Origin of the sequence: Pseudomonas sp. NFPP25, assembly GCF_900116505.1 — a bacterium.
GTDB lineage: Bacteria > Pseudomonadota > Gammaproteobacteria > Pseudomonadales > Pseudomonadaceae > Aquipseudomonas > Aquipseudomonas protegens.
Window position 1 is genome coordinate 944,338 of sequence record NZ_FPBG01000001.1, and the last position, 22,782, is coordinate 967,119.

Here is a 22,782-nt window from a genome sequence, read left to right on the forward strand (position 1 = left end):
AGGCTCCGGTCACAAGGACGTGAGGTGCCCCATGGGACAGCGCCAGACACATCTGTTGCATGAACAGATCAGCCACGAACTGTTTATCCAGGCCAGCATCGACACCGTCTACTACTACGTGACGCAGCCGGACCGCTGGCCGGAGTGGCACCCTTCCAGCCTGCGTGCCGACACCGGCCTGTGCGGTTCATTGCCCGCCGGCCACCGCTTCAGTGAAACCATGGACTTGCTGGGGGTGCAGCTGCCCATCAGCTACCGGGTGCTGGTGGCGGTGTTTCCCAAGGAGTTCAAGACCCTGTTCAGTTCCGCCGCGCTGGACGGTTCGATCCACTACCAGTTGAGCAAGCAGGGCGACGGCACACTGTTCCGGCGCACCCTGGAATACGCCACCGACCTGCAGCTCAGTGGCCTGCGAGCACGCATGGAGCAGCTTTCGAGCCAGGCCCTGGGCAACCTCAAGCAGCGTCTGGAACAGCCCGACGACTGACAAATCTGTAATGCCCACCTCAGTTTCCTGACAGCCAGCGCCGATTAGAGTCCGCTCCAATCCGCTGACTGACTGGAAGCCTCCGATGCCGCGCCCCTCCTCGTTCCACAGCCCCTCCCGCCGCACCTTCGTCAAGGCCCTGGCTGCCGGTGGTGTGCTAGCCGGCTTCGGCCTGTGGCGCAACCCGGTCTGGGCCGTCAGCAGCCCGGGCCAGCCCGAGGTCCTGGCCGGCAGCGACTTCGACCTGTGCATCCAGCAGTTGCCGGTAAACTTCAGCGGCCGGCCACGCAAGGCCATGGCCATCAACGGCAGCCTGCCCGGGCCCCTGCTGCGCTGGCGCGAAGGCGACCGGGTGACTGTGCGGGTGCGCAACCGCCTGGACCAGCCCAGTTCCATCCACTGGCACGGGATCATCCTGCCGGCCGACATGGACGGCGTGCCCGGCCTGAGCTTCGAGGGCATCGAGCCCGGCGGGCTCTACCGCTACAGCTTCCCGGTCAAGCAGCACGGCACCTACTGGTACCACAGCCATTCCGGGCTGCAGGAACAACTGGGGGTGTATGGCCCGCTGGTGATCGACGCCCGGGAACCGGAGCCCTTCAGCTACGAACGCGACTACGTGGTGCTGCTCTCGGACTGGAGCGACGAGGAGCCGGGGCAGATCCTGCGCACCCTGAAGAAACAGTCCGACTACTACAACCAGCACAAGCGCACCCTGGGCGACTTCATCGAGGACGTCGGCCGCGACGGCTGGGCGGCCACGCTGGCCGAACGCAGCATGTGGGCGCAGATGAACATGACCCCCACCGACCTCGCCGATGTCAGCGGCGCCACCTATACCTTCCTGCTCAACGGCCAGGCCCCGGGCCAGCCATGGTGCGGGCTGTTCCGCCCCGGCGAACGCCTGCGCCTGCGAGTGATCAATGCCTCGGCCATGAGCTATTTCGACCTGCGCATTCCCGGGGTGCAGATGACCGTGGTCGCCGCCGACGGCCAGCACGTGGTGCCCGTGACCGTGGATGAACTGCGCATTGCCGTGGCCGAAACCTTCGACGTGCTGGTGCAACCCGGTGCCGGAGCCCACGCCTTGTTCGCCCAGGCCATGGACCGCAGCGGCTATGCCCTGGGCACCCTGGCCAGCGCCCCCGGACTAGTGGCCGAGGCACCGGCCATGGACCCGCGACCGCTGCTGGGCATGACGGACATGGCCATGGGTGCCATGGATCACGGGGCAATGCCGGGCATGGACCATGGCGCCATGGATCACGGCGCGATGAACGCCACGATCAGCCACCCGACCTCGGAAACCAACAACCCCCTGGTGGACATGCAGGCGGTGAACCCCATGCCGCGCCTGGACGATCCGGGCATCGGCCTGCGCGACAACGGCCGCCGGGTGCTGCGCTACGCCGACCTGAAAAGCACCTTCGCCGACCCCGACGGTCGCGAACCGAGCCGGACCCTGACCCTGCACCTGACCGGGCACATGGAAAAGTTTGCCTGGTCCTTCGACGGCATTCCCTTTGCCGAAGCCGAACCCCTGCGCCTGCGGTATGGCGAGCGGCTGCGCATCGAACTGGTGAACGACAGCATGATGGCCCACCCCATCCACCTGCACGGGCTGTGGAGCGACCTGGAGGACGAACACGGCCGCTTCCAGGTGCGCAAGCACACCATCGACATGCCCCCGGGCACCCGCCGCAGCTACCGGGTCACCGCCGATGCCCTGGGGCGCTGGGCCTATCACTGCCACCTGCTGTACCACATGGAAAGCGGCATGTTCCGCGAAGTCCGGGTCGAGGAGGAACGCCACCATGAAGCTTGATTACCTCCGCTTCACCCGGCAGCCCGGCGTTGGCCTGGCCCTGCTCCTGCTGGCCTGGCCCTGGGCACCGGCACAGGGCGAATCGATGCCGGGCATGGACCATTCCAGCGTGCCCGGGACCGCCACGGGCGCCATGGACCACTCGCAGATGCCCGGCATGCAGGCGCCAGCCCCCACACGAAGCCGCACACCGATCCCGGTGCTGACCGATGCCGATCGGGCGGCGGTCTACCAGGGCCCCAGCGGCCACATCCACGGCCCGTCGCTGAACACTTTCCTGCTGGTGGACCAGTTGGAATGGCAGGACGCCGACCCGGGCGGCAGCGTCGCCTGGGAGGTCGAGGGCTGGGTCGGTGGCGACCGCGACCGGCTCTGGCTGCGCAGTGAAGGCGAACGCACCCGGGGCGTCACCGAGCACGCCGAGCTGCAAGCCCTGTGGGGCCATGCCATTGGCCCCTGGTGGGACCTGGTGGGCGGCCTGCGCCAGGACTTCAAGCCCGGCACGCCGCAGACCTGGGCCGCCCTGGGGCTGCAAGGCATGGCCCTGTACAACTTTGAAAGCCAGGTCACCGCCTACCTCGGCGAGGACGGCCAGGCCGCCCTGCGCCTCAAGGGTGACTACGACTTGCTGCTGACCCAACGCCTGATCCTCCAGCCCTCCGCCGAGGTCAACCTCTATAGCCGCAATGACCGGCAACGGGGCCTGGGCGCAGGCCTGGCGGACAGCGAGATCGGCCTGCGCCTGCGCTACGAGATCCGCCGCGAGTTCGCTCCTTATATAGGGGTGACCTGGAACCGCAGCTACGGCCGCAGCGCCGACTACGCCCGGGACGAGGCCGAGCTGGACAACGACCCGCGCCTGGTCCTGGGCCTGCGCCTGTGGTTCTGAAGGCCACAACCGCTGGCCGGCCTTGGTATCACCTTGAAACAAAAGCCAGCGGCGGCCAGCGAAAAAAACCGCAAAATGCACCACCCCGAGCGTGCAACCGCGGGTGGCCGGCCATGCCACCCTTCCTTATTGATCAGCGACAAAGAGACTTTCGATGAACACCTCACTGCGTCTGGCGGCCCTGTCCGCCCTGCTGATCAGCTCCCTGGCCCAGGCTGGAGAACTGATTCCCATCGACGTGCACCGCGACGCCAACTGCGGCTGCTGCAAAAAGTGGATCGAGCACCTGCAGGACAACGGCTTTGCCGTGACCGACCACGTGGAAAGCAACATGAGCGCGGTCAAGCAGCGGCTCGGCGTCGCCCCGCGCCTGGGCTCCTGCCATACCGCGGTGATCGACGGCAAGTTCGTCGAGGGCCACGTGCCGGCCGAACAGGTGCTGGCCCTGCGCAAGCGCGATGACCTGCTGGGCATCGCCGCTCCGGGCATGCCCATGGGCTCCCCCGGGATGGAAATGGACGGCATGGGCGCCGATGCCTTCCAGGTCATCGGCCTGACCCGCGAGGGCAAGGACGTGGTCGTCGCGGACTACCCGGCCCGTTGATCTTCGGCGCCTACTTCGGCCTGTTCCTGGCGGCGTTCGGCGCCGCCACCCTGCTGCCCCTGCAATCGGAAGCGCTGCTGGTGGGGTTGCTGCACAACAGCCAACTGGCAGTGCTCGGGCTGTGGCTGGTGGCGACCCTGGGCAATGTCCTGGGCTCGCTGGTCAACTGGTGGCTGGGCCAGCGCCTGGAACACTACAAGGAGCGCCGCTGGTTTCCGGTCAGCTCGCGTCACCTGGAGCGGGCCCGGGGGCCTTACCAACGCTATGGCCACTGGACGCTCCTGCTGAGCTGGATGCCGCTGATCGGCGATCCGCTGACCCTGGTGGCCGGCGTCATGGGCGAACCCCTCAAGCGCTTCCTGCTGCTGGTCGCCCTGGCCAAGGGCGCGCGCTACGCCGTGCTGGCGTGGCTGACCCTGGGCTGGATCGGCTGAGCGCCCGCAGCTCCCCATCACCGCGCAGGAACTGGCTTGCCAGCGAAAGCGCCCGCCCCCGCAACCACCTGCCTCAAGGCCTTCCTTGTCGGCAAGCCGACGCCCAGGGTTTGCCTGTGGCTTAACGTCGCCCTAATCCGGCGGCTACAGCATCGCCCGCAACCTTGCGGAGTGTCCTTATGCCCCTTGCTACCCCTCGCTGGCTCAGTGCCTTGCTGCTGCCCCTGGCCCTGCCTGCCCTCGCCGCCCAGGCGCCGGTCTACGGTCCCGAACTGCAGGGCTTCGACTACCCCTATCCCTTGCAGCATTTCAGCTTTGTGTCCCAGGGCCAGGCACTGCAGATGGGCTATATGGATGTACCGCCCCAGAGCCCGGCCAACGGGCGCAGCCTGGTACTGATGCATGGCAAGAACTTCTGCGGCGCCACCTGGGAGGGCTCGATCAAGGCCCTGAGCGCCGCAGGCTACCGGGTGATAGTCCCGGACCAGATCGGCTTCTGTACCTCCAGCAAGCCCGAACACTACCAGTACAGCTTCCAGCAACTGGCGCAGAACACCCATCAACTGCTGGCCAAACTTGGCGTCAGCCAGGCCAGCCTGCTGGGCCATTCCACCGGTGGCATGCTGGCCACCCGCTACGCCCTGCAATACCCCGACCAGGTACGGCAACTGGCCCTGGTCAATCCCATCGGCCTGGAAGACTGGAAAGCCCTGGGCGTGCCCTGGCGCAGCGTCGACCAGTGGTACCAGCGCGAGCTGAAGCAGACTGCCGAGGGTATCCGCCGCTACGAGCAGCAGACCTATTACGCCGGCCGCTGGAAGGCCGAATACCAGCGCTGGGTGGACATGCTCGCCGGCCTCAACCAGGGCCCCGGCAAGCGCCTGGTGGCGTGGAACTCGGCGCTGATCTACGACATGATCTTCAACCAGCCGGTGTACTACGAATTCCAGGACCTGAAGATGCCGACCCTGCTGCTGATCGGCACCGCCGACACCACCGCCATCGGCAGCGATATCGCGCCGCCCGAGGTCAAGGCGCGCATCGGCCACTACCAGGACCTGGGCAGAAAGGTGGCGCAGCGCATCCCCCATTCGACCATGGTGCAGTTCCCGGGGCTGGGCCACGCACCGCAAATGGAACAACCCGAGCCTTTCCACCAGGCCCTGCTGGGCTGGTTGAAGCAACCCTGAGCCAGGAGCCCGAACATGGCACTAGAGATTGCGGTAATCGATGATTGGCAGGACGTAGCGCGCGAGGTAGTGGACTGGTCGGTGCTCGATAGCATCGGCCGGGTCAGCTTCCTTCACGACTACCCGGCAGACCCCGCCACCCTGGCCCGGCGCCTGCAACCGTTCCAGGTGATCTGCGTGATGCGCGAGCGCACCCGGTTCGATGAAACCCTGCTACGCAGCCTGCCGCAGCTCAAGCTGCTGCTCACCGGCGGCATGCGCAACGCCGCCATCGACCTCAAGGCGGCCAGCGCCCTGGGGATCCAGGTGTGCGGCACCGACAGCTACAAGCATGCCGCGCCGGAGCTGACCTGGGCCCTGCTCATGGCCCTGAGCCGCAACCTGCTGAGCGAAGCCTGCGCCCTGCGCGCAGGCGGTTGGCAACAGGGCCTAGGGGGTGATCTGCACGGCAAGACCCTGGGCATTCTCGGCCTGGGCAGCATCGGCCAACGGGTGGCGCAATTCGGCCAGGTGTTCGGCATGCGGGTGATTGCCTGGAGCGAGAACCTCACCGCTGAACGCGCGACCGCGGCCGGCGTGACCCATGTCGACAAGCAGCAACTGTTCGAACAGGCCGATGTGCTCTCGGTGCACCTGGTGCTCAGCGAGCGCAGCCGCGGCCTGGTGGACGCCCAGGCCCTGGCGTGGATGAAGCCCGGGGCGCTGCTGGTCAATACCGCCCGCGGGCCGATTGTCGATGAAGCCGCGCTGATTGCCGCCCTGGAACAGGGCCGGCTGGCGGGGGCCGCACTGGATGTATTCGAGCAGGAACCCTTGCCTGCCAACCACCCTTTGCGGCGCTTGCCCAATGTCCTGGCCACGCCCCATGTCGGCTATGTCAGCCGGCAGAACTACCAGCAGTTCTTCGGCCAGATGATCGAAGACCTGCAAGCCTGGCACGCCGGCCAGCCGATCCGCCTGCTCAACTGAAAGCCCCCCGTGGCGATCGCCAGGCAAGGTCCTGCGCAGCTTTTCGCAGCCTCGCAGGTTCGGCGGCGACCAGGCTCGCAGGGACGCTGGGCGCAGGAGCCCGCCTGTGCCCGTTCTTTGGGCGGCGCCGCACCACAACGGCACCGGCCGCTGGCAGCCCCTCCCCATTTTCGCCCCCGGGCCGCAACGGCCCCGCTCCCGGGCAGTGCATGGCCGACCTTTCGTCGGGACGCGTTCGCCGCCCGCCCTGCCAACCCCGGGAAACACCCACCTCCCCCGGCACCGCTCTAGGTTCTGTCCTAGACTGAATTTCGCACTGTGACCGGGCAGTCACATTCGCCGAGAAAAAGTCGAAACTTTTCGCTTCGGCCCAAGGTCAGGTTAAAGGTAGGGTCGCTGCCACTGGTGCATTCCTTGCAACGGCTCCTCCACCCTTTCTGCTTCCACGCTCGAGCAGCGCAGGCTGATCGACGTGTGGCGCGTTTGCGCCCGGCCACAGGAATTGGCCACGCGCGGCGCTCGAGACACCAGAACAGATCAATAAAACGGGAGAGACACATGATCAGCGCCGTATTGGACACTCAGGGAGATCACCCTCAACAGCAGGCCGGCGACCGCGCCGCCCCCTCGGTTCCGGTCCCTGGGAACAAGACGGTGCTGCCGCTGGCGCGGCCCAATCCCAACCGCAAGCGAGTGCTGTTCGTCACCTCGGAAATCGCCGACCTGGTGAAGACCGGCGGCCTGGGCGACGTCTCTGCCGCCCTGCCCAGGGCCATGGCCCACCTGCACGATGTGCGGGTACTGATCCCCGGCTACCCCCAGGTGCTGCATAGCGAAAACCCGATCCACATCATCGGGGAGCTGGGTGGCCACGCGGCACTGCCGGCCTGCAAGATCGGGCGTATGGACATGCCCGACGGCCTGGTGATCTACGTGCTGATCTGCCCGGAACTCTACGAGCGCGAAGGCACGCCCTACGGCGCCAACAACGGCCGCGACTGGCCGGACAACCATATCCGCTTCGCCCGCCTGGGGCTGGCCGCCGCCGACATCGCGGCCAACCTGGCGCAGATCCACTGGTGCCCCGACCTGGTGCACGCCCATGACTGGCCCGCCGGGCTGGCGCCGGCCTACATGCACTGGCGCGGGCAACGCACGCCGACCCTGTTCACCATTCATAACCTGGCCTATCAGGGCGTGGTCAGCCTGGCCTCGTGCCCGGAACTGGGCATCCCCGAGCATGCCCTGCAACAGGAAGGCATGGAGTTCTACGGCAAGCTGTCGTTCCTCAAGGCCGGCATGGCCTACGCCAGCCACATCACCACGGTGAGCGCCACCTATGCCCAGGAAATCACCACCCCGGCCTTCGGTTGCGGGCTCGACGGCTTCCTCGCCAGCAAGACCCAGCAGGGCCTGCTCAGCGGCATCCCCAACGGCATCGATGAAAGCTGGGACGCCGCCACCGACGCCCACCTGCTCACGCCTTTCAGCATCGGCGACTGGGACGGCAAGGCAGCCAACGCCGCCCATGTGCGGCAGATGTTCGGCCTCGACGCCTCCAGCGGCCCGCTGTTTGCCGTGGTCTCGCGGCTGGTCTACCAGAAAGGCCTGGACCTGACCGAAGCGGTGGCCGAGTTCATCGTGCAGTCCGGCGGCCAGATCGCCATCATCGGCCGCGGCGAGCCGGAGGAAGAACAGTCCATGCGCGCCCTGGCCCGGCGCTTCCCCGGCCGCATCGGGGTGCACATCGGCTTCAACGAGACCGACGCCCGGCGCATGTTCGCCGGCAGCGATTTCCTGCTCATGCCCTCGCGCTACGAGCCCTGCGGCCTGAGCCAGATGTATGCCCAGCGCTTCGGCTCGCTGCCGGTGGCGCGCAACACCGGCGGCCTGGCGGACACCATCGAGAACGGCGTCACCGGTTTCCTCTTCGACGAATCCACCGTGGCCAGCTACCAGGAAGCCCTGACCCGGGCCTTCAAGGTGTTCGCCTACCCGGCGCTGCTCAATGCCATGCGCTGCCGGGCCATGGCCGCGCCCTTCAACTGGTGCAAGGCGGTGGAACCCTACGCCGAACTCTACGAGCAACTGGTGGCCAAGGCCCTGGGACAGGCCGCCCGACAGTAAGAGGCAAGGACCGATGCCCTCAAGCACGCTGCACACCTGGACTCATGGCGCGCGGCTGCTGGATGCCGAGCACACCCGGTTCGCCCTGTGGGCGCCGGATGCGCGCTGCGTCAGCGTCGAACTGGCGGACGGCCAGTCGCTGCCCATGCAGCCCCAGCCCGAAGGCTGGTTCATGACCCAGGCGCGCTGCCCCGCGGGCAGCGCCTACCGTTTCAATATCGACGAGCGGATCCAGGTCCCCGACCCGGCGTCCCGGGCCCAGCTCGGTGATGTCCACGGGCCAAGCCTGGTGGTGGACCCCGAGCGCTATCAATGGCAGCACCCGCAGTGGCGCGGCCGGCCCTGGCACGAGGCGGTGATCTACGAACTCCACGTGGGGGTCATGGGCGGCTATCAAGCGGTGCAGCAAGCCCTGCCGGCCCTGGTGGAACTGGGGGTGACCGCCATCGAGCTGATGCCCCTGGCGGAGTTTCCCGGCGAACGCAACTGGGGCTATGACGGGGTGCTGCCCTACGCCCCGGAAGCCTCCTATGGTTCGCCCGACGAGCTGCGCGCGCTGATCGATGCCGCCCATGGCCTGGGCCTGGCAGTGATCCTCGATGTGGTCTACAACCACTTCGGCCCCGACGGCAACTACCTGCAGGAGTACGCCCAGGGCTTCTTTCGCCAGGACCTGCACACCCCCTGGGGCGCCGCCATCGACTTTCGCCGCCCGCAGGTCAGCGAGTTCTTTATCGACAACGCCCTGATGTGGCTGCTGGAGTACCGTTTCGACGGCCTGCGCCTGGACGCGGTGCACGCCATCGACGATCCGGATTTCCTGCGGCAACTGGCGCAGCGGGTCCGCCAGGCAGTGCCACCCGATCGCCATGTGTGGCTCAACCTGGAGAACGAGTTCAATCAGGCCAGCCTGCTGCAACAAGGCTTCGACGCACAGTGGAACGACGACGGCCACAACGCCCTGCATGTGCTGCTGACCGGCGAAACCGACGCCTACTACGCCGACTTCGCCGAGCAGCCCACTGAGCAACTGGCCCGCTGCCTGAGCCAGGGTTTCGCCTTCCAGGGCCATGCCAACCGCCATGGCGAGGCCCGCGGCGAACCCAGCGGGCACCTGCCGCCCAGCGCCTTTGTGCTGTTTCTGCAGAACCATGACCAGATCGGCAACCGGGCCTTTGGCGAACGCCTCAACCAACTGGCGCCGACCCAGGCCCTGCACGCGGCCACGGTGCTGTTGCTGCTGTCACCGATGATTCCGCTGCTGTTCATGGGCGACGAAGTGGCCGCCCAGGAACCATTCCTGTTCTTCACCAGCCACCAGGGCCAGTTGGCCGAAGCGGTGCGCGAGGGCCGGCGCAACGAATTCGCCGCCTTCAGTGCCTTCGCCGACGCCGGGCAGCGCCAGCGCATTCCCGACCCCAACGCCGCCTCGACCTTCCAGGCCTCACGCCCACGGGCCCAGTCCCGACAGGCCGAGGCCACCCGCGAGCTGTACCGCAGCCTGTTGCAGATCCGCCACCGCGAGCTGGTTCCGCGCCTGCCCGGCGCCCGGGCCCTGGGCTGCCAGGTACTGGCCGAGGGCGCCCTGAGTGCGCGCTGGCGCCTGGGGGACGGCAGCCTGTTGCGCATCGACCTCAACCTCGGCCCGCATCAGGTCGAACTGGCCGCCGAGGCCGCACCGCAGTTGTGCTTCGAATACCCGCCGCACACCCTCAAGCACTGGTGCCAGGGCCAACTGCCTGCCTACAGCGTGCTGGTGCTGCTGGCCCCCACCTCTTCCCCGACCGACCCAGATGGAGAATGCCTATGAGCGATGCGCAACTGGAACTGCTTGCCAGCCGCGCCGGCCTGGCAGTGGACTGGATCGATGCCAACGGCCGTGCCCAGAAGGTCGAGGACCGGGTCCTGCGGGCTGTCCTGGCCGGCCTGGGGCATCCGGCCGAAGACCCACAGCAGGTCGAACAGAGCCTGCTGCAATTGCAAGGGGTGCAACAGAGCCGGCACCTGCCCCCGCTGCTGACCGCCGACCACGGCCAGAGCCTGGACCTGGCGCGCTACTTCCCCCCGCATACGGCCTGTGTCCTGCGGCTGGAGGATGGCAGCCCGCTGCACCTGGACCTGGATGCCGAGAGCCGGCTGCCGGGCTCGATTCCGGTGGGTTACCACGCCGTGAGTATCGACGACGAACACTTTGTCCTGGCAGTGGCCCCCGAACGCTGCTTCAGCGTGGCCGACGCCGTGCACCAGCCCACCCCGCGGGCCTGGGGCCTCAGCGTGCAGCTGTACGCCCTGCGCCGCCCCGGCGATGATGGCTTCGGCGATACCCAGGCCCTTGAAGAACTGGCGCGCCAGGCCGCCGAACGCGGCGCCGATGCCCTGGCCATCAGCCCGCTGCACGCCATGTTCAGCAGCGACCCGCTGCGCTACAGCCCCTATTCGCCTTCCAGCCGGCTGTTCCTCAACAGCCTGTATGCCGCCCCTGGCGCGATCCTCGGCGACCGCGCCTGGCGCACCGCGATCGAAGCCTGTGGCCTGGGCGAACAACTGCAGGACCTGGAACAGTTGCCGCTGATCGACTGGCCCCTGGCGGCCCAGGCCAAGTTGCGGGCACTGCGGGCGCTGTATGAAGGCTTCTGCCAGGGCGAGCACCCGCTGCACGAGGACTTCGCCAGCTACCGCCGGGCAGCCGGCGAAGCCCTGGAAAACCACTGCCGCTTCGAAGCCATACAGGCCCAGCGCGCCGCCCGTGGCGAGGACCTGGACTGGCGTCACTGGCCGCCGCAGTGGCGTGATCCGGCCAGCCCGGCCCTGGCTCATTTCGCCGAGGAACAGGCCCACGAAATCGGCTTCCATGCCTTTTGCCAGTGGCTGATCACCCGCAGCCTGGAGCGAGCGCAAAGCGCGGCCCGCAGCGGCGGCATGGGCATCGGCCTGATCGCCGACCTGGCGGTGGGCGCCGACGGCGGCGGCAGCCAGGCCTGGAGCCGGCAGGAGCAGTTACTGGCCAACCTGACGGTGGGCGCGCCACCGGACATCCTCAACCGCCAGGGCCAGAGCTGGGGCATATCGGCCTTTTCCCCGGAAGGCCTGCAACGCCACGGTTTCCGCGCCTTCATCGAAATGCTCAGGGCCAACTTCGCCCATGCCGGGGGCCTGCGCATCGACCATGTGATGGGCCTGCAACGGCTGTGGGTGATTCCCCTGGGCGCGCCCCCCAGCGATGGCGCCTACCTCTATTACCCGGTGGACGACCTGCTGCGCCTGCTGACCCTGGAATCCCATCGCCACCAGGCCATAGTGCTGGGCGAAGACCTGGGCACAGTGCCCGACGGGCTGCGGGAAAAACTTGCCGCCCGGGCCATGCTCGGCATGCGTGTGCTTTTGTTCGAACAGGACCACGGCTGCCACTTCAAGCCCATCCTCGACTGGCCGGACAATGCCCTGGCCACCACCAGCACCCATGACCTGCCGACCCTCAACGGCTGGTGGCATGGCCGCGATATCGACTGGAACCAGCGCCTGGGCCTGGTGGACGAAGCGGCGGCGCGGCACTGGCGCGAACATCGCCAGCACGAACGCAACGGCCTGCGCCACGCTCTGGCCCAGGACCCGCAGAACTTTCGCGAGGAAAGCCACGAGGCCGACCAGGTGGTAGACGCCAGCGTGCGTTTCCTCGGCCACACCCGGGCGCCCCTGGTGCTGCTGCCCCTGGAGGACGCCCTGGGCATCGACGAACAGGCCAACCTGCCCGGCACCCTCGACAGCCACCCCAACTGGCGCCGGCGCCTGGCCACTGCCAGCCGGCACCTGCTGGACGACAGCGACGCTGCGCGGCGCCTGGAGCTGCTGGCCTGTGCCCGGCAGCAGGCCCTGGAGCGTGACCGATGAGCCCGCCAGCCACGCCAATGCCACGGGCCACCCTGCGCCTGCAATTTCACCAGGGCTTCACCCTGGATCATGCGCTGCCCCTGGTGCCCTACTTCGCCGGCCTGGGCCTCAGCCACCTCTACGCCTCGCCACTGCTCTGCGCGCGGGCCGGTTCCATGCACGGCTACGACGTGGTGGACCCCACCCGGGTCAACCCCGAGCTGGGGGGCGAGGCGGCCCTGGTACGGCTGGTGGATGCCCTGCGCCAGCACGGCATGGGCCTGATCCTGGATATCGTCTCCAACCACATGGCGGTGGGCGGCAATGACAACCCCTGGTGGCTGGACCTGCTGCAATGGGGGCGCCTGAGCCCGTACGGTGAGTTCTTCGATATCCAGTGGCATTCCCCGGACCCGCTGATGGAAGGCCAGTTGTTGCTGCCCTTCCTCGGCAGCGACTATGGGCAGGCCTTGCAGGAAGGCAGCCTGCAACTGCAGCTGGACGACGATCGCTGCGGTTTCCATGTTCGCCACTATGAACACTGTTTCCCCATCTGCCCCGCCGACTTCGGGGAACTGCTGCGCCTCGCCGGCCCGCCGGATGCCGCCCAGGCCCTCAAGCCCCTGGCCGACAGCTTTGCCGCCCTGCGTTTCAGCGGCGACGCCCACGCCCAGGCACAACCGCTGCAGCAGGCCCTGGGCCAACTGTTGCAGCAACCGGCGCTGCACCAGGCCGTCACCGCCCACCTGCAAGGCTACGACTCACGCCACGACGAAGGTTTCCAGCGCCTGCACCATCTGCTGGAGCAACAGAGCTATCGCCTGGCCAGCTGGCGCACCGCCGCCGACGACATCAACTGGCGACGCTTCTTCGACGTCAACGAGCTGGGCGGGCTGCGGGTCGAGCGCCCGGCGGTGTTCGAAGCCACCCACGGCAAGATCTTCGAGCTGATCCAGCGTGGCCTGGTGGACGGCCTGCGCATCGACCATATCGACGGTCTGGCCGACCCGCGCAGCTATTGCCGCAAGCTGCGGCGTCGGATCGACCGCCTGCGCCCGGGCCAGCACCTGCCGATCTACGTCGAGAAGATCCTCGGCGCCGGGGAAACCCTGCACCGCGACTGGGGCGTGGATGGCAGCACCGGCTATGAGTTCATGAACCAACTGTCGCTGCTGCAGCAGGCCCCTGCAGGCCAGCCGGTGCTGGCCGAACTGTGGAGCCGGCACAGCCAGCGCCCCGCGGCGTTCGCCGAAGAGGCACTGCTGGCCCGTCAGCAGATTCTCAACGGCTCCCTGGCCAGCGATTTTGAAAGCGTGGCCCAGGCCCTGTTGCAGGTGGCTCGCCTGGACCTGATGAGCCGCGACCTGACCCTGGGGGCCATCCGCCGCGCCTTGCAGGAACTGATCGTGCACTTCCCGGTGTACCGCACCTATATCAGCGCCTGTGGCCGCGGGCAGCAGGACCAGCAGTTGTTCCAGCAGGCCCTGGACGGCGCGCGACAGAGCCTGGGCGAGGCCGACAGGCCGGTGCTCGACTGCCTGGAGCGCTGGCTTGGCGGCCAAAGCTGGCGCCAGCAGCCACCGGGCCGTGGGCGCAAGCTGCTGCGCCACGCCTGCGTGCGTTTCCAGCAACTGACTTCGCCCGCCGCGGCCAAGGCCGTGGAAGACACCGCCTTCTACCGCTCGGCGGTACTGCTGGCGCGCAACGACGTGGGCTTCAACAGCGAACAGTTCAGTGCGCCGATCGCCGCCTTCCACACGGCCTGCCAGCAACGCCTGGCCAGCTTCCCCGACAACCTGCTGACCAGCGCCACCCACGACCACAAACGGGGCGAGGACAGCCGCGCGCGCCTGGCAGTGCTCAGCGAACGGGCCCCCTGGTATGCCGCCCAGGTGGAGCACTGGCGCACCCTGGCCGCGCCCCTGCGCCAGCAGGCGGATGCGCCTTCGGCGGGGGACGAACTGATCCTTTACCAGACCCTGCTGGGCAGTTGGCCCCTGGAACTGGCTGCCGAGGATCAGGCGGCCCTGCAAGGCTATGGACAAAGGATCTGGCAATGGCAGCTCAAGGCCCTGCGCGAGGCCAAGCTGCAAAGCAGCTGGGCGGCGCCCAACGCAGAATACGAAGAGGCCGTGCAGGCCTTTGTCCAGGCCCTGCTGCTGGCGCCCCAGGGCCTGGCATTGCGCCAGTCGATTGCCGCGGCGGCCCGGGCCATTGCCCCGGCGGGCGCCCTCAACAGCCTGGCGCAAACCTTGCTGCGCATGACCGTGCCTGGGGTCCCCGACCTGTACCAGGGCAACGAGTTCTGGGATTTCAGCCTGGTGGACCCGGATAACCGCCGGCCGGTGGATTACCCGGCTCGGCAGGCGGCCCTGGAGCGCGGGGGCGAACCGCGCCAGTGGCTGGCCCAGTGGCACGACGGACGCATCAAGCAAGCCTTGATCGCCCGCACCCTGAACCTGCGTGGCCAGTACCCGGAGCTGTTTCGCCGGGGCCGCTACCAGCCGCTGCCGGTGCTTGGCCAGCATGCCGGGCGGGTCCTGGCGTTCATGCGCGAGCACGGTGCACAACGGGCAGTGGTGATAGTGCCGGTGCGGGTCGCCGGCCTGCTGGGGGATCGCGCAATGCCCTTGATCGAGGCGCCGCTGTGGGGCGATACCCGGGTGCAGCTACCGTTCGACGCCTCGGGGCAAAAGCTGAATGGACTTTTTTCCACGGTGGCAGTCACACCCCACAGGGAGCTGATGCTTAGCGCCGCACTGCAAGACTTTGCGCTCAACCTTTTGATTCAACCTTGAATTCAGTCCAGGAGCATTGCGATGAGTACCGACGACAAACGCATTCGTGAATTCGCTTATCAGATCTGGGAGTCGGAAGGTAAGCCAGAGGGCCAGGAAGCCCGGCATTGGGACATGGCCCGCAAGCTCGCCGAGGCCGAAGCCCTGGCTCCAAGCACGCCACCCAAGGCCGGCAAGGCCAAGCCTGCGACCGGAAAGCCCGCCGCCAAGAGCGCGGCCAAGCCCAAGGCCAAGTCGGCCGCCGCCGTGGTAGTGCCCCCGGGAGAAAAACCCGCGGCGGCGAAGAAGCCCCGGGCGCCGCGCAAACCGCCGGCCAACTGACACCCGCCGGCCATCTCGTCCTCGTCAACCCGTGGCGCGCCCGCGCGCCATAAGGGTCGCGTTCGCCCTGAAGAAAGGGCCCGGCCCGTCACCGTCTCACTGCAGGAGCAACCATGAGCAGATCCAAGCAGCCCGCCGCCACTCCCGAGAGCGAACCCTCGCGCATTCGTGAAGGCCTGCCCTTCCCCCTCGGCGCCACCTGGGACGGCCTGGGGGTCAACTTCGCGCTGTTCTCGGCCAATGCCACCAAGGTCGAGCTCTGTGTGTTCGATGATGCCGGCGAAGTGGAACTCGAACGCATCGAACTTCCGGAATACACCGACGAAATCTTCCACGGCTACCTGCCCGACGCTCACCCGGGGCTGATCTACGGCTACCGCGTGCACGGCCCCTACGACCCGGCCAACGGGCACCGTTTCAACCCCAACAAACTGCTGATCGACCCCTATGCCAAGCAACTGGTGGGCGAGCTGAAATGGTCCGAGGCGCTGTTCGGCTACACCATCGGCCACCCGGATGCCGACCTCAGTTTCGACGAGCGCGACAGCGCGCCCTTCGTGCCCAAGTGCAAGGTCATCGACCCGGCCCACACCTGGGGCAACGACCAGCGGGTCAGCGTGCCCTGGGACAAGACCATCATCTACGAGACCCATGTGCGCGGCTTCACCATGCGCCACCCTTCGGTGCCCGAGAACCTGCGGGGCAGCTTCGCCGGGCTGATGGTGGACGACGTGCTGGAGCACATCCGCAAGCTCGGGGTGTCGTCGGTGGAGCTGCTGCCGATCCACGCCTTCGTCAACGACCAGCACCTGCTGCACAAGGGCATGACCAACTACTGGGGCTACAACAGCATCGCCTTCTTCGCCCCCGACCCGCGCTACCTGGCCAGCGGCAAGATCGCCGAATTCAAGGAAATGGTCGCCCACCTGCACGAAGCCGGGCTGGAGGTGATCCTGGACGTGGTCTACAACCACACCGCCGAAGGCAACGAGCAAGGCCCGACCCTGTCCATGCGCGGCATCGACAACGCCTCCTACTACCGCCTGATGCCCGACGACAAGCGCTTCTACATCAACGATTCGGGCACCGGCAACACCCTGGACCTGAGCCACCCCTGCGTGTTGCAGATGGTCACCGACTCGCTGCGCTACTGGGCCACGGAAATGCACGTGGACGGCTTCCGCTTCGACCTGGCGACCATTCTCGGGCGTTACCACGACGGTTTCGACGAGCGCCACAGCTTCCTCGTGGCCTGCCGCCAGGACCCGGTGCTGCGCCAGGTGAAGATGATCGCCGAACCCTGGGACTGCGGCCCCGGCGGCTATCAGGTGGGCAACTTCCCGCCGGGCTGGGTGGAATGGAACGATCGCTTTCGCGACACGGTGCGGGCCTTCTGGAAGGGCGATGACGGCCAGCTGGCGGATTTTGCCGGGCGCATGACCGCCTCCGGCGAGATGTTCAACCAGCGCGGCCGCCGGCCCTACGCCTCGGTCAACTTCGTCACTGCCCACGACGGTTTCACCCTGCACGACCTGGTGTCCTACAACGACAAGCACAACGAAGCCAACGACGAGAACAACCAGGACGGCAGCAACAACAACCTGTCCTGGAACCACGGCGTCGAAGGCCCCAGCGACGACCCCGAGATCAACGCCCTGCGCCTGCGCCAGATGCGCAACTTCTTCGCCACCCTGCTACTGGCCCAGGGCACGCCGATGGTGGTGGCCGGCGACGAATTCGCCCGCACCCAGCACGGCAACAACAACGCCTACTGCCAGGACAGCGAGATCGGCTGGGTCAACTGGGAGCTGGATAACGACGGCAAGTCCCTGCTCAAGTTCGTCAAGCGCCTGATCAAGCTGCGCCTGAGCTACCCGATCCTGCGGCGCGGGCGCTTCCTGGTGGGCAGCTACAACGAGGACATCGGGGTCAAGGACGTCACCTGGCTGGCTCCCGACGGCAGCGAGATGACCACCGAGCACTGGCAGGACCCCCATGGTCGCTGCCTGGGCATGCTGCTGGACGGCCGCGCCCAGGAAACCGGGATCCGCCGCCCCGGGGCCGACGCCACCCTGCTGCTGGTGGTCAACGCCCACCACGACATCGTCAACTTCCGCCTGCCTGAGGTGCCCGCCGGGGAGTTCTGGACCTGCATGCTCGACACCAACCAGCCGGCGGTGCGCGGCCAGGAACGCTTTGCCTTCGGCCACGAGTATTCGGTGACCGGGCGCTCCCTGCTGCTGTTCGAACTGCAACATGAGGAAGAAGACTGAACATGGACCTGCAAGGCTTCCTGCATCACTCCCCCGACCTGGGGCATGCCGACACCCGCGCCCTGGGCCTGTGCCTGGACGCCCTGGTGGGCGCCGGGCTCGACCGCCTGCCACTGCCCGCCGGGGGCGCCACCCTGCAACGCTGGCAGGCCCTGGCCAGGGTCGCCGGCCATGACCTGGGCCTGTGCAAGCTCTACGAGGGGCACACCGACGCCCTGGCGATCATGGCGGAACTGGGCTGCCCCGTGCCCCCCGGCACCACCTGGGGCACCTGGGCCGCGGAGCCGCCCCAGGCCCGGGTGCACGCCGTTGCCGATGGCCCGCACTGCCGGCTCAGCGGCACCAAGGCCTGGTGCTCGGGGGCCGAGGTGCTCAGCCATGCCCTGCTCACCGCCTGGGACGCCGGCGGCCACCAACGCCTGGTGGCGGTGGCCCTGGACCAGCCCGGGGTGCAGGTCGAGAGCGGCAGTTGGCAAGCGGTGGGCATGGCCAGTACCGGCAGCCAGCGGGTTGACTTCCACGAGGCTCGTGGCCAATGGGTCGGCGGGCCGGATGACTACCTGCAGCGCCCGGGCTTCTGGCAAGGCGCCATCGGCATCGCCGCCTGCTGGCTGGGAGCCGCCCAGGCCATCGCACACCCCCTGCGCGAACACTGCGCCAAACGCGACGAGCCCCATGCCCTGGCCCACCTGGGGGCAGTGGACAGCGCCCTGCATCAGGCCGCCTGTGTGCTGCGCCACAGTGCCCGGCAGTTGGATCAGGCGCCCCAGGCCAACTGCCAGTTGCTGGCCCGGCGCGCCCGGGCGGTGACCGAGGCCAGCGTCGACAGCGTGCTGCACCACGTCGGCCGTGCGCTGGGCGCCGGCCCCTATTGCCTGGACCGGCACTTCGCCCGGCTGCTGGCGGACCTGCCGGTGTTCATCCGCCAGAGCCATGCCGAGCGTGACCTGGCCATTCTCGGGCAACAGCTGGCCAACGCCGCCCACGCTGCAGCGGACCCGGGAGGATGGCAACTGTGAAAGCCAATCCGATTGTCGGTCGCGGCACCTCGCTGCGGGCCTGGCAGGCTTCCTCGCAACTGCAGGCCATGGCCGCGGTGGATATTCGAACCCTGGTCCCGCAAGGAGCGCGGGCGGTGATTGTGGCCCCGCACCCGGACGATGAAATCCTCGGCTGTGGCGGCCTCCTGCAACTGCTGGCGGCGCAGGGGCGCGAGCTGCTGCTGATTTCGGTCACCGATGGTTGCGCCAGCCATCCCGGCTCCCGGCGCTGGCCGGTACAGCGCCTGAGCCAGGTACGGCCCCAGGAGTCCGCCGAAGGCTTGCGCCGCCTGGGCCTGCCGCTGCAGCGCATCACCTGGCTGCGCGCGGGCTTCGAGGACAGCCGCGTCGCCCGGGACGAAGCCGCCCTGACGCAGTTCATCCAGGGTTGCCTGCGCGCCGGTGACGTGCTGTTCAGCACCTGGTGCGAGGACGGCCACTGCGACCACGAAGCCGTGGGCCGGGCCAGCGCCCTGGCCGCCCGAGCCGCGGGCGCGAGCCTCAAGGAACTGCCGATCTGGACCTGGCACTGGGCCGATCCCGAGGGCCGGCAGCTGCCCTGGGAGCGGGCCCGCAAGGTGCTGCTCAGCCCTGCCCAGGTGGCCCGCAAGCGCCATGCCATCCACGCCTTTGCCAGCCAACTGGAGGGCGACCCGCAGATCGGCCTGGCGCCCGTGCTGGCACCGCACATCATCGAGCGTCTGCTGCAACCTTTTGAGGTGGTGTTCCTATGAGTGTCGACAGTCGCTATTTCGAAGGGCTGTTCGCCCGGGACCAGGACCCCTGGGCCTTTCGCCAGCGCTGGTATGAACAGCGCAAACGTGCAATCACCCTGGCTAGCCTGCCGCGCCGCCACTACCGGAGCATTTTCGAACCCGGCTGTGCCAACGGCGAACTCAGCGCCGAACTGGCCAGCCGCTGCGACAGCCTGCTGGCCTACGACACCGCGCGCAACGCGGTGGACCTGGCCCGGCAGCGCTTGCGCTCCTTCCCCCATGCCCGGGTGGAACACGGTCGCCTGCCCCAGGACTGGCCCAAGGGGCCCTTCGATCTGATCGTCATCAGCGAGATCGGCTATTACCTGGACGCCGCCGACCTGGCGCAACTGGTGGCACGGGCCCTGGGCTCCCTGGCCGCGGATGGCCAGCTACTGGCCTGCCACTGGCGCCCGCCCATTGCCGAGTGCCCCCTGGATGCCGGACAAGTGCACGAACTGCTCCATCGCCATTTGCAACTGCCACGCTTGCTGGAGCACCAGGAAGCGGACTTTCTCCTCGACCTCTGGGGCCGCGAAGCGGATTCGGTCGCGACCCTGGAGGGCCTGCGATGATCGGAGTGGTGATACCCGCCCATAACGAGGAGCAACTGCTGGCCGACTGCCTGCGCTGCGCCCTGAAAGCCGCCAGCCACCCCGAGCTCAATGAAGACGTGGCGATCCTGGTGGTGCTCGACAGCTGCTCCGACGGTTCTCTGGACATTGCCCGCCAGTTCGCCGTGCAACACCTGCAATTGCAGGTGCGCAATGTCGGACGGGCACGGGCCGCGGGCGCGCAGTTGCTGCTGCAGGCCGGCGCCCGCTGGCTGTCCTGTACCGATGCCGACAGCCGCGTACCCGAGGACTGGCTGGTGGCCCAACTGGCCCTGGGCGCCGACGCCGTCTGCGGCACCGTCACCGTCGACCGCTGGAGCGAAGGCTTCGAACCCCAGGCCCGGATCCGCTATCACGACGCCTACCAGGACAGCGATGGCCACCGGCACATCCATGGCGCCAACCTCGGCATCAGCGCTGCAGCCTATGTCCGCGCCGGCGGCTTCGAGGCCCTGGCCTGCCACGAGGATGTGCAGCTGGTGCGGCAGTTGCAGCGCTGCGGCGCCAGCATCGCCTGGAGCCGGCATCCGCAAGTGATTACCAGTGGGCGCCTGGATTCGCGGGCCAAAGGTGGGTTCGGCGATTACCTCAAGGGCCTGAACGAACCTTGCGCAGGGCTGTGAAGTACAGCATGGCATTGGTCAGTGCGCCTCCCCGGGGGGAGAATTGCCGTCTACCCTGTGACGGGCTTGGTAATCAGCAAATAAGCCTGGGCTGGCACTGCGTGGAAAGCTCCAGGCTGTGTATGATTACCCCCGAATCGCGGTGCTCCAAAGGTATGGGGCACCGGTACTTCACGCTGAGGCAGGTGCCAAGGAATCAGCGTGCGTGCAAACCCAGGGTCGCGACTGAACGGAGGTTCAACCGCTACTGCCGTGGCCCGGAAAACAGGGATGTGACACCCCATGAAAGCCATACCCGCAATCGACAGCAACTGGCCCAGCCAAGTCTGGAACAGTGCCCGCAGCCTGGCCGAGGTGCCGGCCATCAATCTGGCCAACCTGGTTCCGGCCGGCTCCCGGGCAGTGATAGTCGCCCCTCACCCCGGTGACGAAGTGGTCGCCAGCGGCGGCCTGCTGCAAGTGCTGGCCCACCACGGCCACCCTCTGCAACTGATTTCCATCAGCGACGGCAGCGCCAGCCATCCCGGGTCGGAGCTGTGGCCCAAGCGCCGCCTGAGCGTATTCCGGCCCCAGGAAAGCGCCGAAGCCCTGCGTCGCCTGGGCCTGCCCCTGCACAGCCTGAAGTGGATCCGCGGCGGCTTTGCCGACAGCGCCTTGAGCGAACGGGAACAGCAACTAGTGCCCTTCATCTGCCGCTACCTGCGCGACACCGACGTGGTGTTCAGCACCTGGCGCGCCGATGGCAACCTCGACCACGAAGCCGTGGGCCGGGCCACGGCCAAGGCCGCGAGCCTGGTGGGTGCGCGTTTTCATGAGATTCCGATCTGGGCCTGGCACTGGGCGGCCCGCGAGGAGCACCAGATCCCCTGGCAGCGTGCGCGCAAGCTGCGCCTGGACACCTGGACCGTGGCCCGCAAGCGCCACGCCGCCCACGCCTATGCCAGCCAGTTGCAGGGCGAGCCGGAGATCGGCCTGGAGCCGTCGCTGTCGCCGGTGCTGCTGGAGCGCCTGCGCCTGCCCTACGAGATCATCCTGATGTAGGCCTGCGCGGGTGGAAAATAAGCTGAACGCACGCACCGGTCGCCAGTCCCATCTGTAACCGCCACTGATTCCAAGGAGCCCGCGTGAGCAGCGATTCCACCCGCCAGCCCAACCCCGAGGCGGTCCAGCGGTTACGCGTTCTGACCGTCAACACCCACAAGGGCTTCACCGCCCTGAACCGCCGCTTCATTCTTCCGGAACTGCGCGAGGCCGTGCGCAGTACCCAGGCCGACCTGGTGTTTCTCCAGGAAGTGCTGGGCGAGCACGAGCGCCATGCCTCGCGCCTGGACAACTGGCCTCAGCAGTCACAGTACGAGTTTCTCGCCGACAGCATGTGGAGCGACTACGCCTACGGGCGCAACGCGGTGTACCCCGACGGCCATCACGGCAACGCCCTGTTGTCGAAGTTTCCGATCCGCCAGTACCGCAACCTCGATGTTTCGATCACCGGCCCCGAGCGCCGGGGCCTGCTGCACTGCGTGCTGGATGTGCCCGGCCACGCCGAGGTCCACGCCATCTGCGTGCACCTGAGCCTGCTGGAAAGCCATCGCCAGTTGCAGCTGGCGCTGCTGGGCCAGTTGCTCGAATCCCTGCCCGAGGAGGCACCGGTGATCATCGCCGGCGACTTCAATGACTGGCAGATGCACGGCAACGCCACCCTGGGCCGGCGCAACGACCTGCACGAAGCCTTCGAACGCCATCATGGCCGCCCGGCCAAGACCTACCCGGCCCGCTGGCCACTGCTGCGCCTGGATCGGGTCTACCTGCGCAACGCCCACAGCCACCGCCCGCAGATCCTCGGCAACAAGCCCTGGACCCACCTCTCCGATCACCTGCCGCTGGCGGTGGAAGTGCACCTGCCGCCTGGGGCCGCACATCAGAATTCATGAATAAATAGCCGTATTCCCGCCAGAGTCGACCATGC

At 67.6% G+C, this 22,782-nt stretch carries 19 protein-coding genes; all 19 read left to right on the forward strand.

Annotated features, from left to right (window positions below):
* Positions 1-31 precede the first annotated feature (31 nt).
* The 19 genes from BM382_RS03980 (at position 32) to BM382_RS04070 (ending at position 22,747) form a co-directional block, all read left to right on the forward strand.
* Positions 32-487, forward strand: a complete 456-nt coding sequence (locus BM382_RS03980) for an SRPBCC family protein (RefSeq protein ID WP_072441919.1) — start codon at positions 32-34, stop codon at positions 485-487.
* Between the two features lie 85 nt (positions 488-572).
* Positions 573-2,312 (forward strand): copper resistance system multicopper oxidase, encoded by a 1,740-nt coding sequence (locus BM382_RS03985; protein WP_011061182.1) that lies wholly within the window; start codon positions 573-575, stop codon positions 2,310-2,312.
* Complete coding sequence (locus BM382_RS03990) at positions 2,302-3,201, forward strand: copper resistance protein B (RefSeq protein ID WP_072441921.1); 900 nt, start codon at positions 2,302-2,304, stop codon at positions 3,199-3,201. The genes BM382_RS03985 and BM382_RS03990 overlap by 11 nt, the downstream gene beginning before the upstream one ends.
* Before the next feature lie 154 nt (positions 3,202-3,355).
* On the forward strand, positions 3,356-3,805 hold the full coding sequence (locus BM382_RS03995) for a DUF411 domain-containing protein (protein WP_015635530.1): 450 nt from the start codon (positions 3,356-3,358) through the stop codon (positions 3,803-3,805).
* Complete coding sequence (locus BM382_RS04000; protein WP_072441923.1) at positions 3,802-4,239, forward strand: YqaA family protein; 438 nt, start codon at positions 3,802-3,804, stop codon at positions 4,237-4,239. The genes BM382_RS03995 and BM382_RS04000 overlap by 4 nt, the downstream gene beginning before the upstream one ends.
* A gap of 179 nt (positions 4,240-4,418) precedes the next feature.
* Positions 4,419-5,429, forward strand: a complete 1,011-nt coding sequence (locus BM382_RS04005) for an alpha/beta fold hydrolase (protein ID WP_072441926.1) — start codon at positions 4,419-4,421, stop codon at positions 5,427-5,429.
* A gap of 15 nt (positions 5,430-5,444) precedes the next feature.
* Complete coding sequence (locus BM382_RS04010; RefSeq protein ID WP_065363994.1) at positions 5,445-6,398, forward strand: D-2-hydroxyacid dehydrogenase family protein; 954 nt, start codon at positions 5,445-5,447, stop codon at positions 6,396-6,398.
* A gap of 558 nt (positions 6,399-6,956) precedes the next feature.
* Entirely contained in the window at positions 6,957-8,525 is a 1,569-nt protein-coding gene (gene glgA / locus BM382_RS04015; RefSeq protein WP_011061176.1) for a glycogen synthase GlgA, read from the forward strand.
* A gap of 13 nt (positions 8,526-8,538) precedes the next feature.
* Positions 8,539-10,335: a malto-oligosyltrehalose trehalohydrolase gene (gene treZ, locus BM382_RS04020; RefSeq protein ID WP_041118090.1), complete on the forward strand. Its 1,797-nt coding sequence runs from the start codon at positions 8,539-8,541 to the stop codon at positions 10,333-10,335.
* Positions 10,332-12,413, forward strand: a complete 2,082-nt coding sequence (malQ, locus tag BM382_RS04025; RefSeq protein WP_072441928.1) for a 4-alpha-glucanotransferase — start codon at positions 10,332-10,334, stop codon at positions 12,411-12,413. Before treZ ends, malQ begins: the two co-directional genes overlap by 4 nt.
* Positions 12,410-15,190: a malto-oligosyltrehalose synthase gene (locus tag BM382_RS04030; RefSeq protein WP_072441930.1), complete on the forward strand. Its 2,781-nt coding sequence runs from the start codon at positions 12,410-12,412 to the stop codon at positions 15,188-15,190. The genes malQ and BM382_RS04030 overlap by 4 nt, the downstream gene beginning before the upstream one ends.
* A gap of 21 nt (positions 15,191-15,211) precedes the next feature.
* Positions 15,212-15,511, forward strand: a complete 300-nt coding sequence (locus tag BM382_RS04035) for a DUF2934 domain-containing protein (RefSeq protein WP_015635523.1) — start codon at positions 15,212-15,214, stop codon at positions 15,509-15,511.
* Positions 15,512-15,624: 113 nt separating this feature from the next.
* Positions 15,625-17,784: a glycogen debranching protein GlgX gene (gene glgX, locus BM382_RS04040; RefSeq protein WP_011061171.1), complete on the forward strand. Its 2,160-nt coding sequence runs from the start codon at positions 15,625-15,627 to the stop codon at positions 17,782-17,784.
* Positions 17,785-17,786: 2 nt separating this feature from the next.
* On the forward strand, positions 17,787-18,803 hold the full coding sequence (locus tag BM382_RS04045) for an acyl-CoA dehydrogenase family protein (protein WP_072441932.1): 1,017 nt from the start codon (positions 17,787-17,789) through the stop codon (positions 18,801-18,803).
* Positions 18,800-19,558 carry a PIG-L deacetylase family protein gene (locus BM382_RS04050; RefSeq protein ID WP_011061169.1) on the forward strand — a complete coding sequence of 253 codons (759 nt, stop codon included), beginning with the start codon at positions 18,800-18,802 and terminating at the stop codon, positions 19,556-19,558. The genes BM382_RS04045 and BM382_RS04050 overlap by 4 nt, the downstream gene beginning before the upstream one ends.
* Positions 19,555-20,154 carry a class I SAM-dependent methyltransferase gene (locus BM382_RS04055; RefSeq protein ID WP_011061168.1) on the forward strand — a complete coding sequence of 200 codons (600 nt, stop codon included), beginning with the start codon at positions 19,555-19,557 and terminating at the stop codon, positions 20,152-20,154. The genes BM382_RS04050 and BM382_RS04055 overlap by 4 nt, the downstream gene beginning before the upstream one ends.
* Positions 20,151-20,816, forward strand: a complete 666-nt coding sequence (locus BM382_RS04060) for a glycosyltransferase family 2 protein (RefSeq protein WP_072441934.1) — start codon at positions 20,151-20,153, stop codon at positions 20,814-20,816. Before BM382_RS04055 ends, BM382_RS04060 begins: the two co-directional genes overlap by 4 nt.
* 282 nt (positions 20,817-21,098) lie before the next feature.
* Positions 21,099-21,857: a PIG-L deacetylase family protein gene (locus BM382_RS04065; RefSeq protein ID WP_011061166.1), complete on the forward strand. Its 759-nt coding sequence runs from the start codon at positions 21,099-21,101 to the stop codon at positions 21,855-21,857.
* Between the two features lie 83 nt (positions 21,858-21,940).
* Positions 21,941-22,747, forward strand: coding sequence for an endonuclease/exonuclease/phosphatase family protein (locus BM382_RS04070; RefSeq protein ID WP_011061165.1), 807 nt, complete (start codon positions 21,941-21,943; stop codon positions 22,745-22,747).
* The last annotated feature ends 35 nt before the right edge of the window (positions 22,748-22,782 follow it).

Excerpts from the sequence above, each read along its gene's own strand:
- BM382_RS04035 (WP_015635523.1), top strand. The coding sequence starts at position 15,212 with ATGAGTACCGACGACAAACGCATTCGTGAATTCGCTTATCAGATCTGG.
- glgX (WP_011061171.1), top strand. The coding sequence starts at position 15,625 with ATGAGCAGATCCAAGCAGCCCGCCGCCACTCCCGAGAGCGAACCCTCG.
- glgA (WP_011061176.1), top strand. The coding sequence starts at position 6,957 with ATGATCAGCGCCGTATTGGACACTCAGGGAGATCACCCTCAACAGCAG.
- BM382_RS04065 (WP_011061166.1), top strand. The coding sequence starts at position 21,099 with ATGAAAGCCATACCCGCAATCGACAGCAACTGGCCCAGCCAAGTCTGG.
- treZ (WP_041118090.1), top strand. The coding sequence starts at position 8,539 with ATGCCCTCAAGCACGCTGCACACCTGGACTCATGGCGCGCGGCTGCTG.
- BM382_RS04060 (WP_072441934.1), top strand. The coding sequence starts at position 20,151 with ATGATCGGAGTGGTGATACCCGCCCATAACGAGGAGCAACTGCTGGCC.
- BM382_RS04010 (WP_065363994.1), top strand. The coding sequence starts at position 5,445 with ATGGCACTAGAGATTGCGGTAATCGATGATTGGCAGGACGTAGCGCGC.
- BM382_RS03995 (WP_015635530.1), top strand. The coding sequence starts at position 3,356 with ATGAACACCTCACTGCGTCTGGCGGCCCTGTCCGCCCTGCTGATCAGC.
- BM382_RS03990 (WP_072441921.1), top strand. The coding sequence starts at position 2,302 with ATGAAGCTTGATTACCTCCGCTTCACCCGGCAGCCCGGCGTTGGCCTG.
- BM382_RS04030 (WP_072441930.1), top strand. The coding sequence starts at position 12,410 with ATGAGCCCGCCAGCCACGCCAATGCCACGGGCCACCCTGCGCCTGCAA.
- BM382_RS03980 (WP_072441919.1), top strand. The coding sequence starts at position 32 with ATGGGACAGCGCCAGACACATCTGTTGCATGAACAGATCAGCCACGAA.
- malQ (WP_072441928.1), top strand. The coding sequence starts at position 10,332 with ATGAGCGATGCGCAACTGGAACTGCTTGCCAGCCGCGCCGGCCTGGCA.
- BM382_RS04005 (WP_072441926.1), top strand. The coding sequence starts at position 4,419 with ATGCCCCTTGCTACCCCTCGCTGGCTCAGTGCCTTGCTGCTGCCCCTG.
- BM382_RS04045 (WP_072441932.1), top strand. The coding sequence starts at position 17,787 with ATGGACCTGCAAGGCTTCCTGCATCACTCCCCCGACCTGGGGCATGCC.
- BM382_RS04055 (WP_011061168.1), top strand. The coding sequence starts at position 19,555 with ATGAGTGTCGACAGTCGCTATTTCGAAGGGCTGTTCGCCCGGGACCAG.
- BM382_RS03985 (WP_011061182.1), top strand. The coding sequence starts at position 573 with ATGCCGCGCCCCTCCTCGTTCCACAGCCCCTCCCGCCGCACCTTCGTC.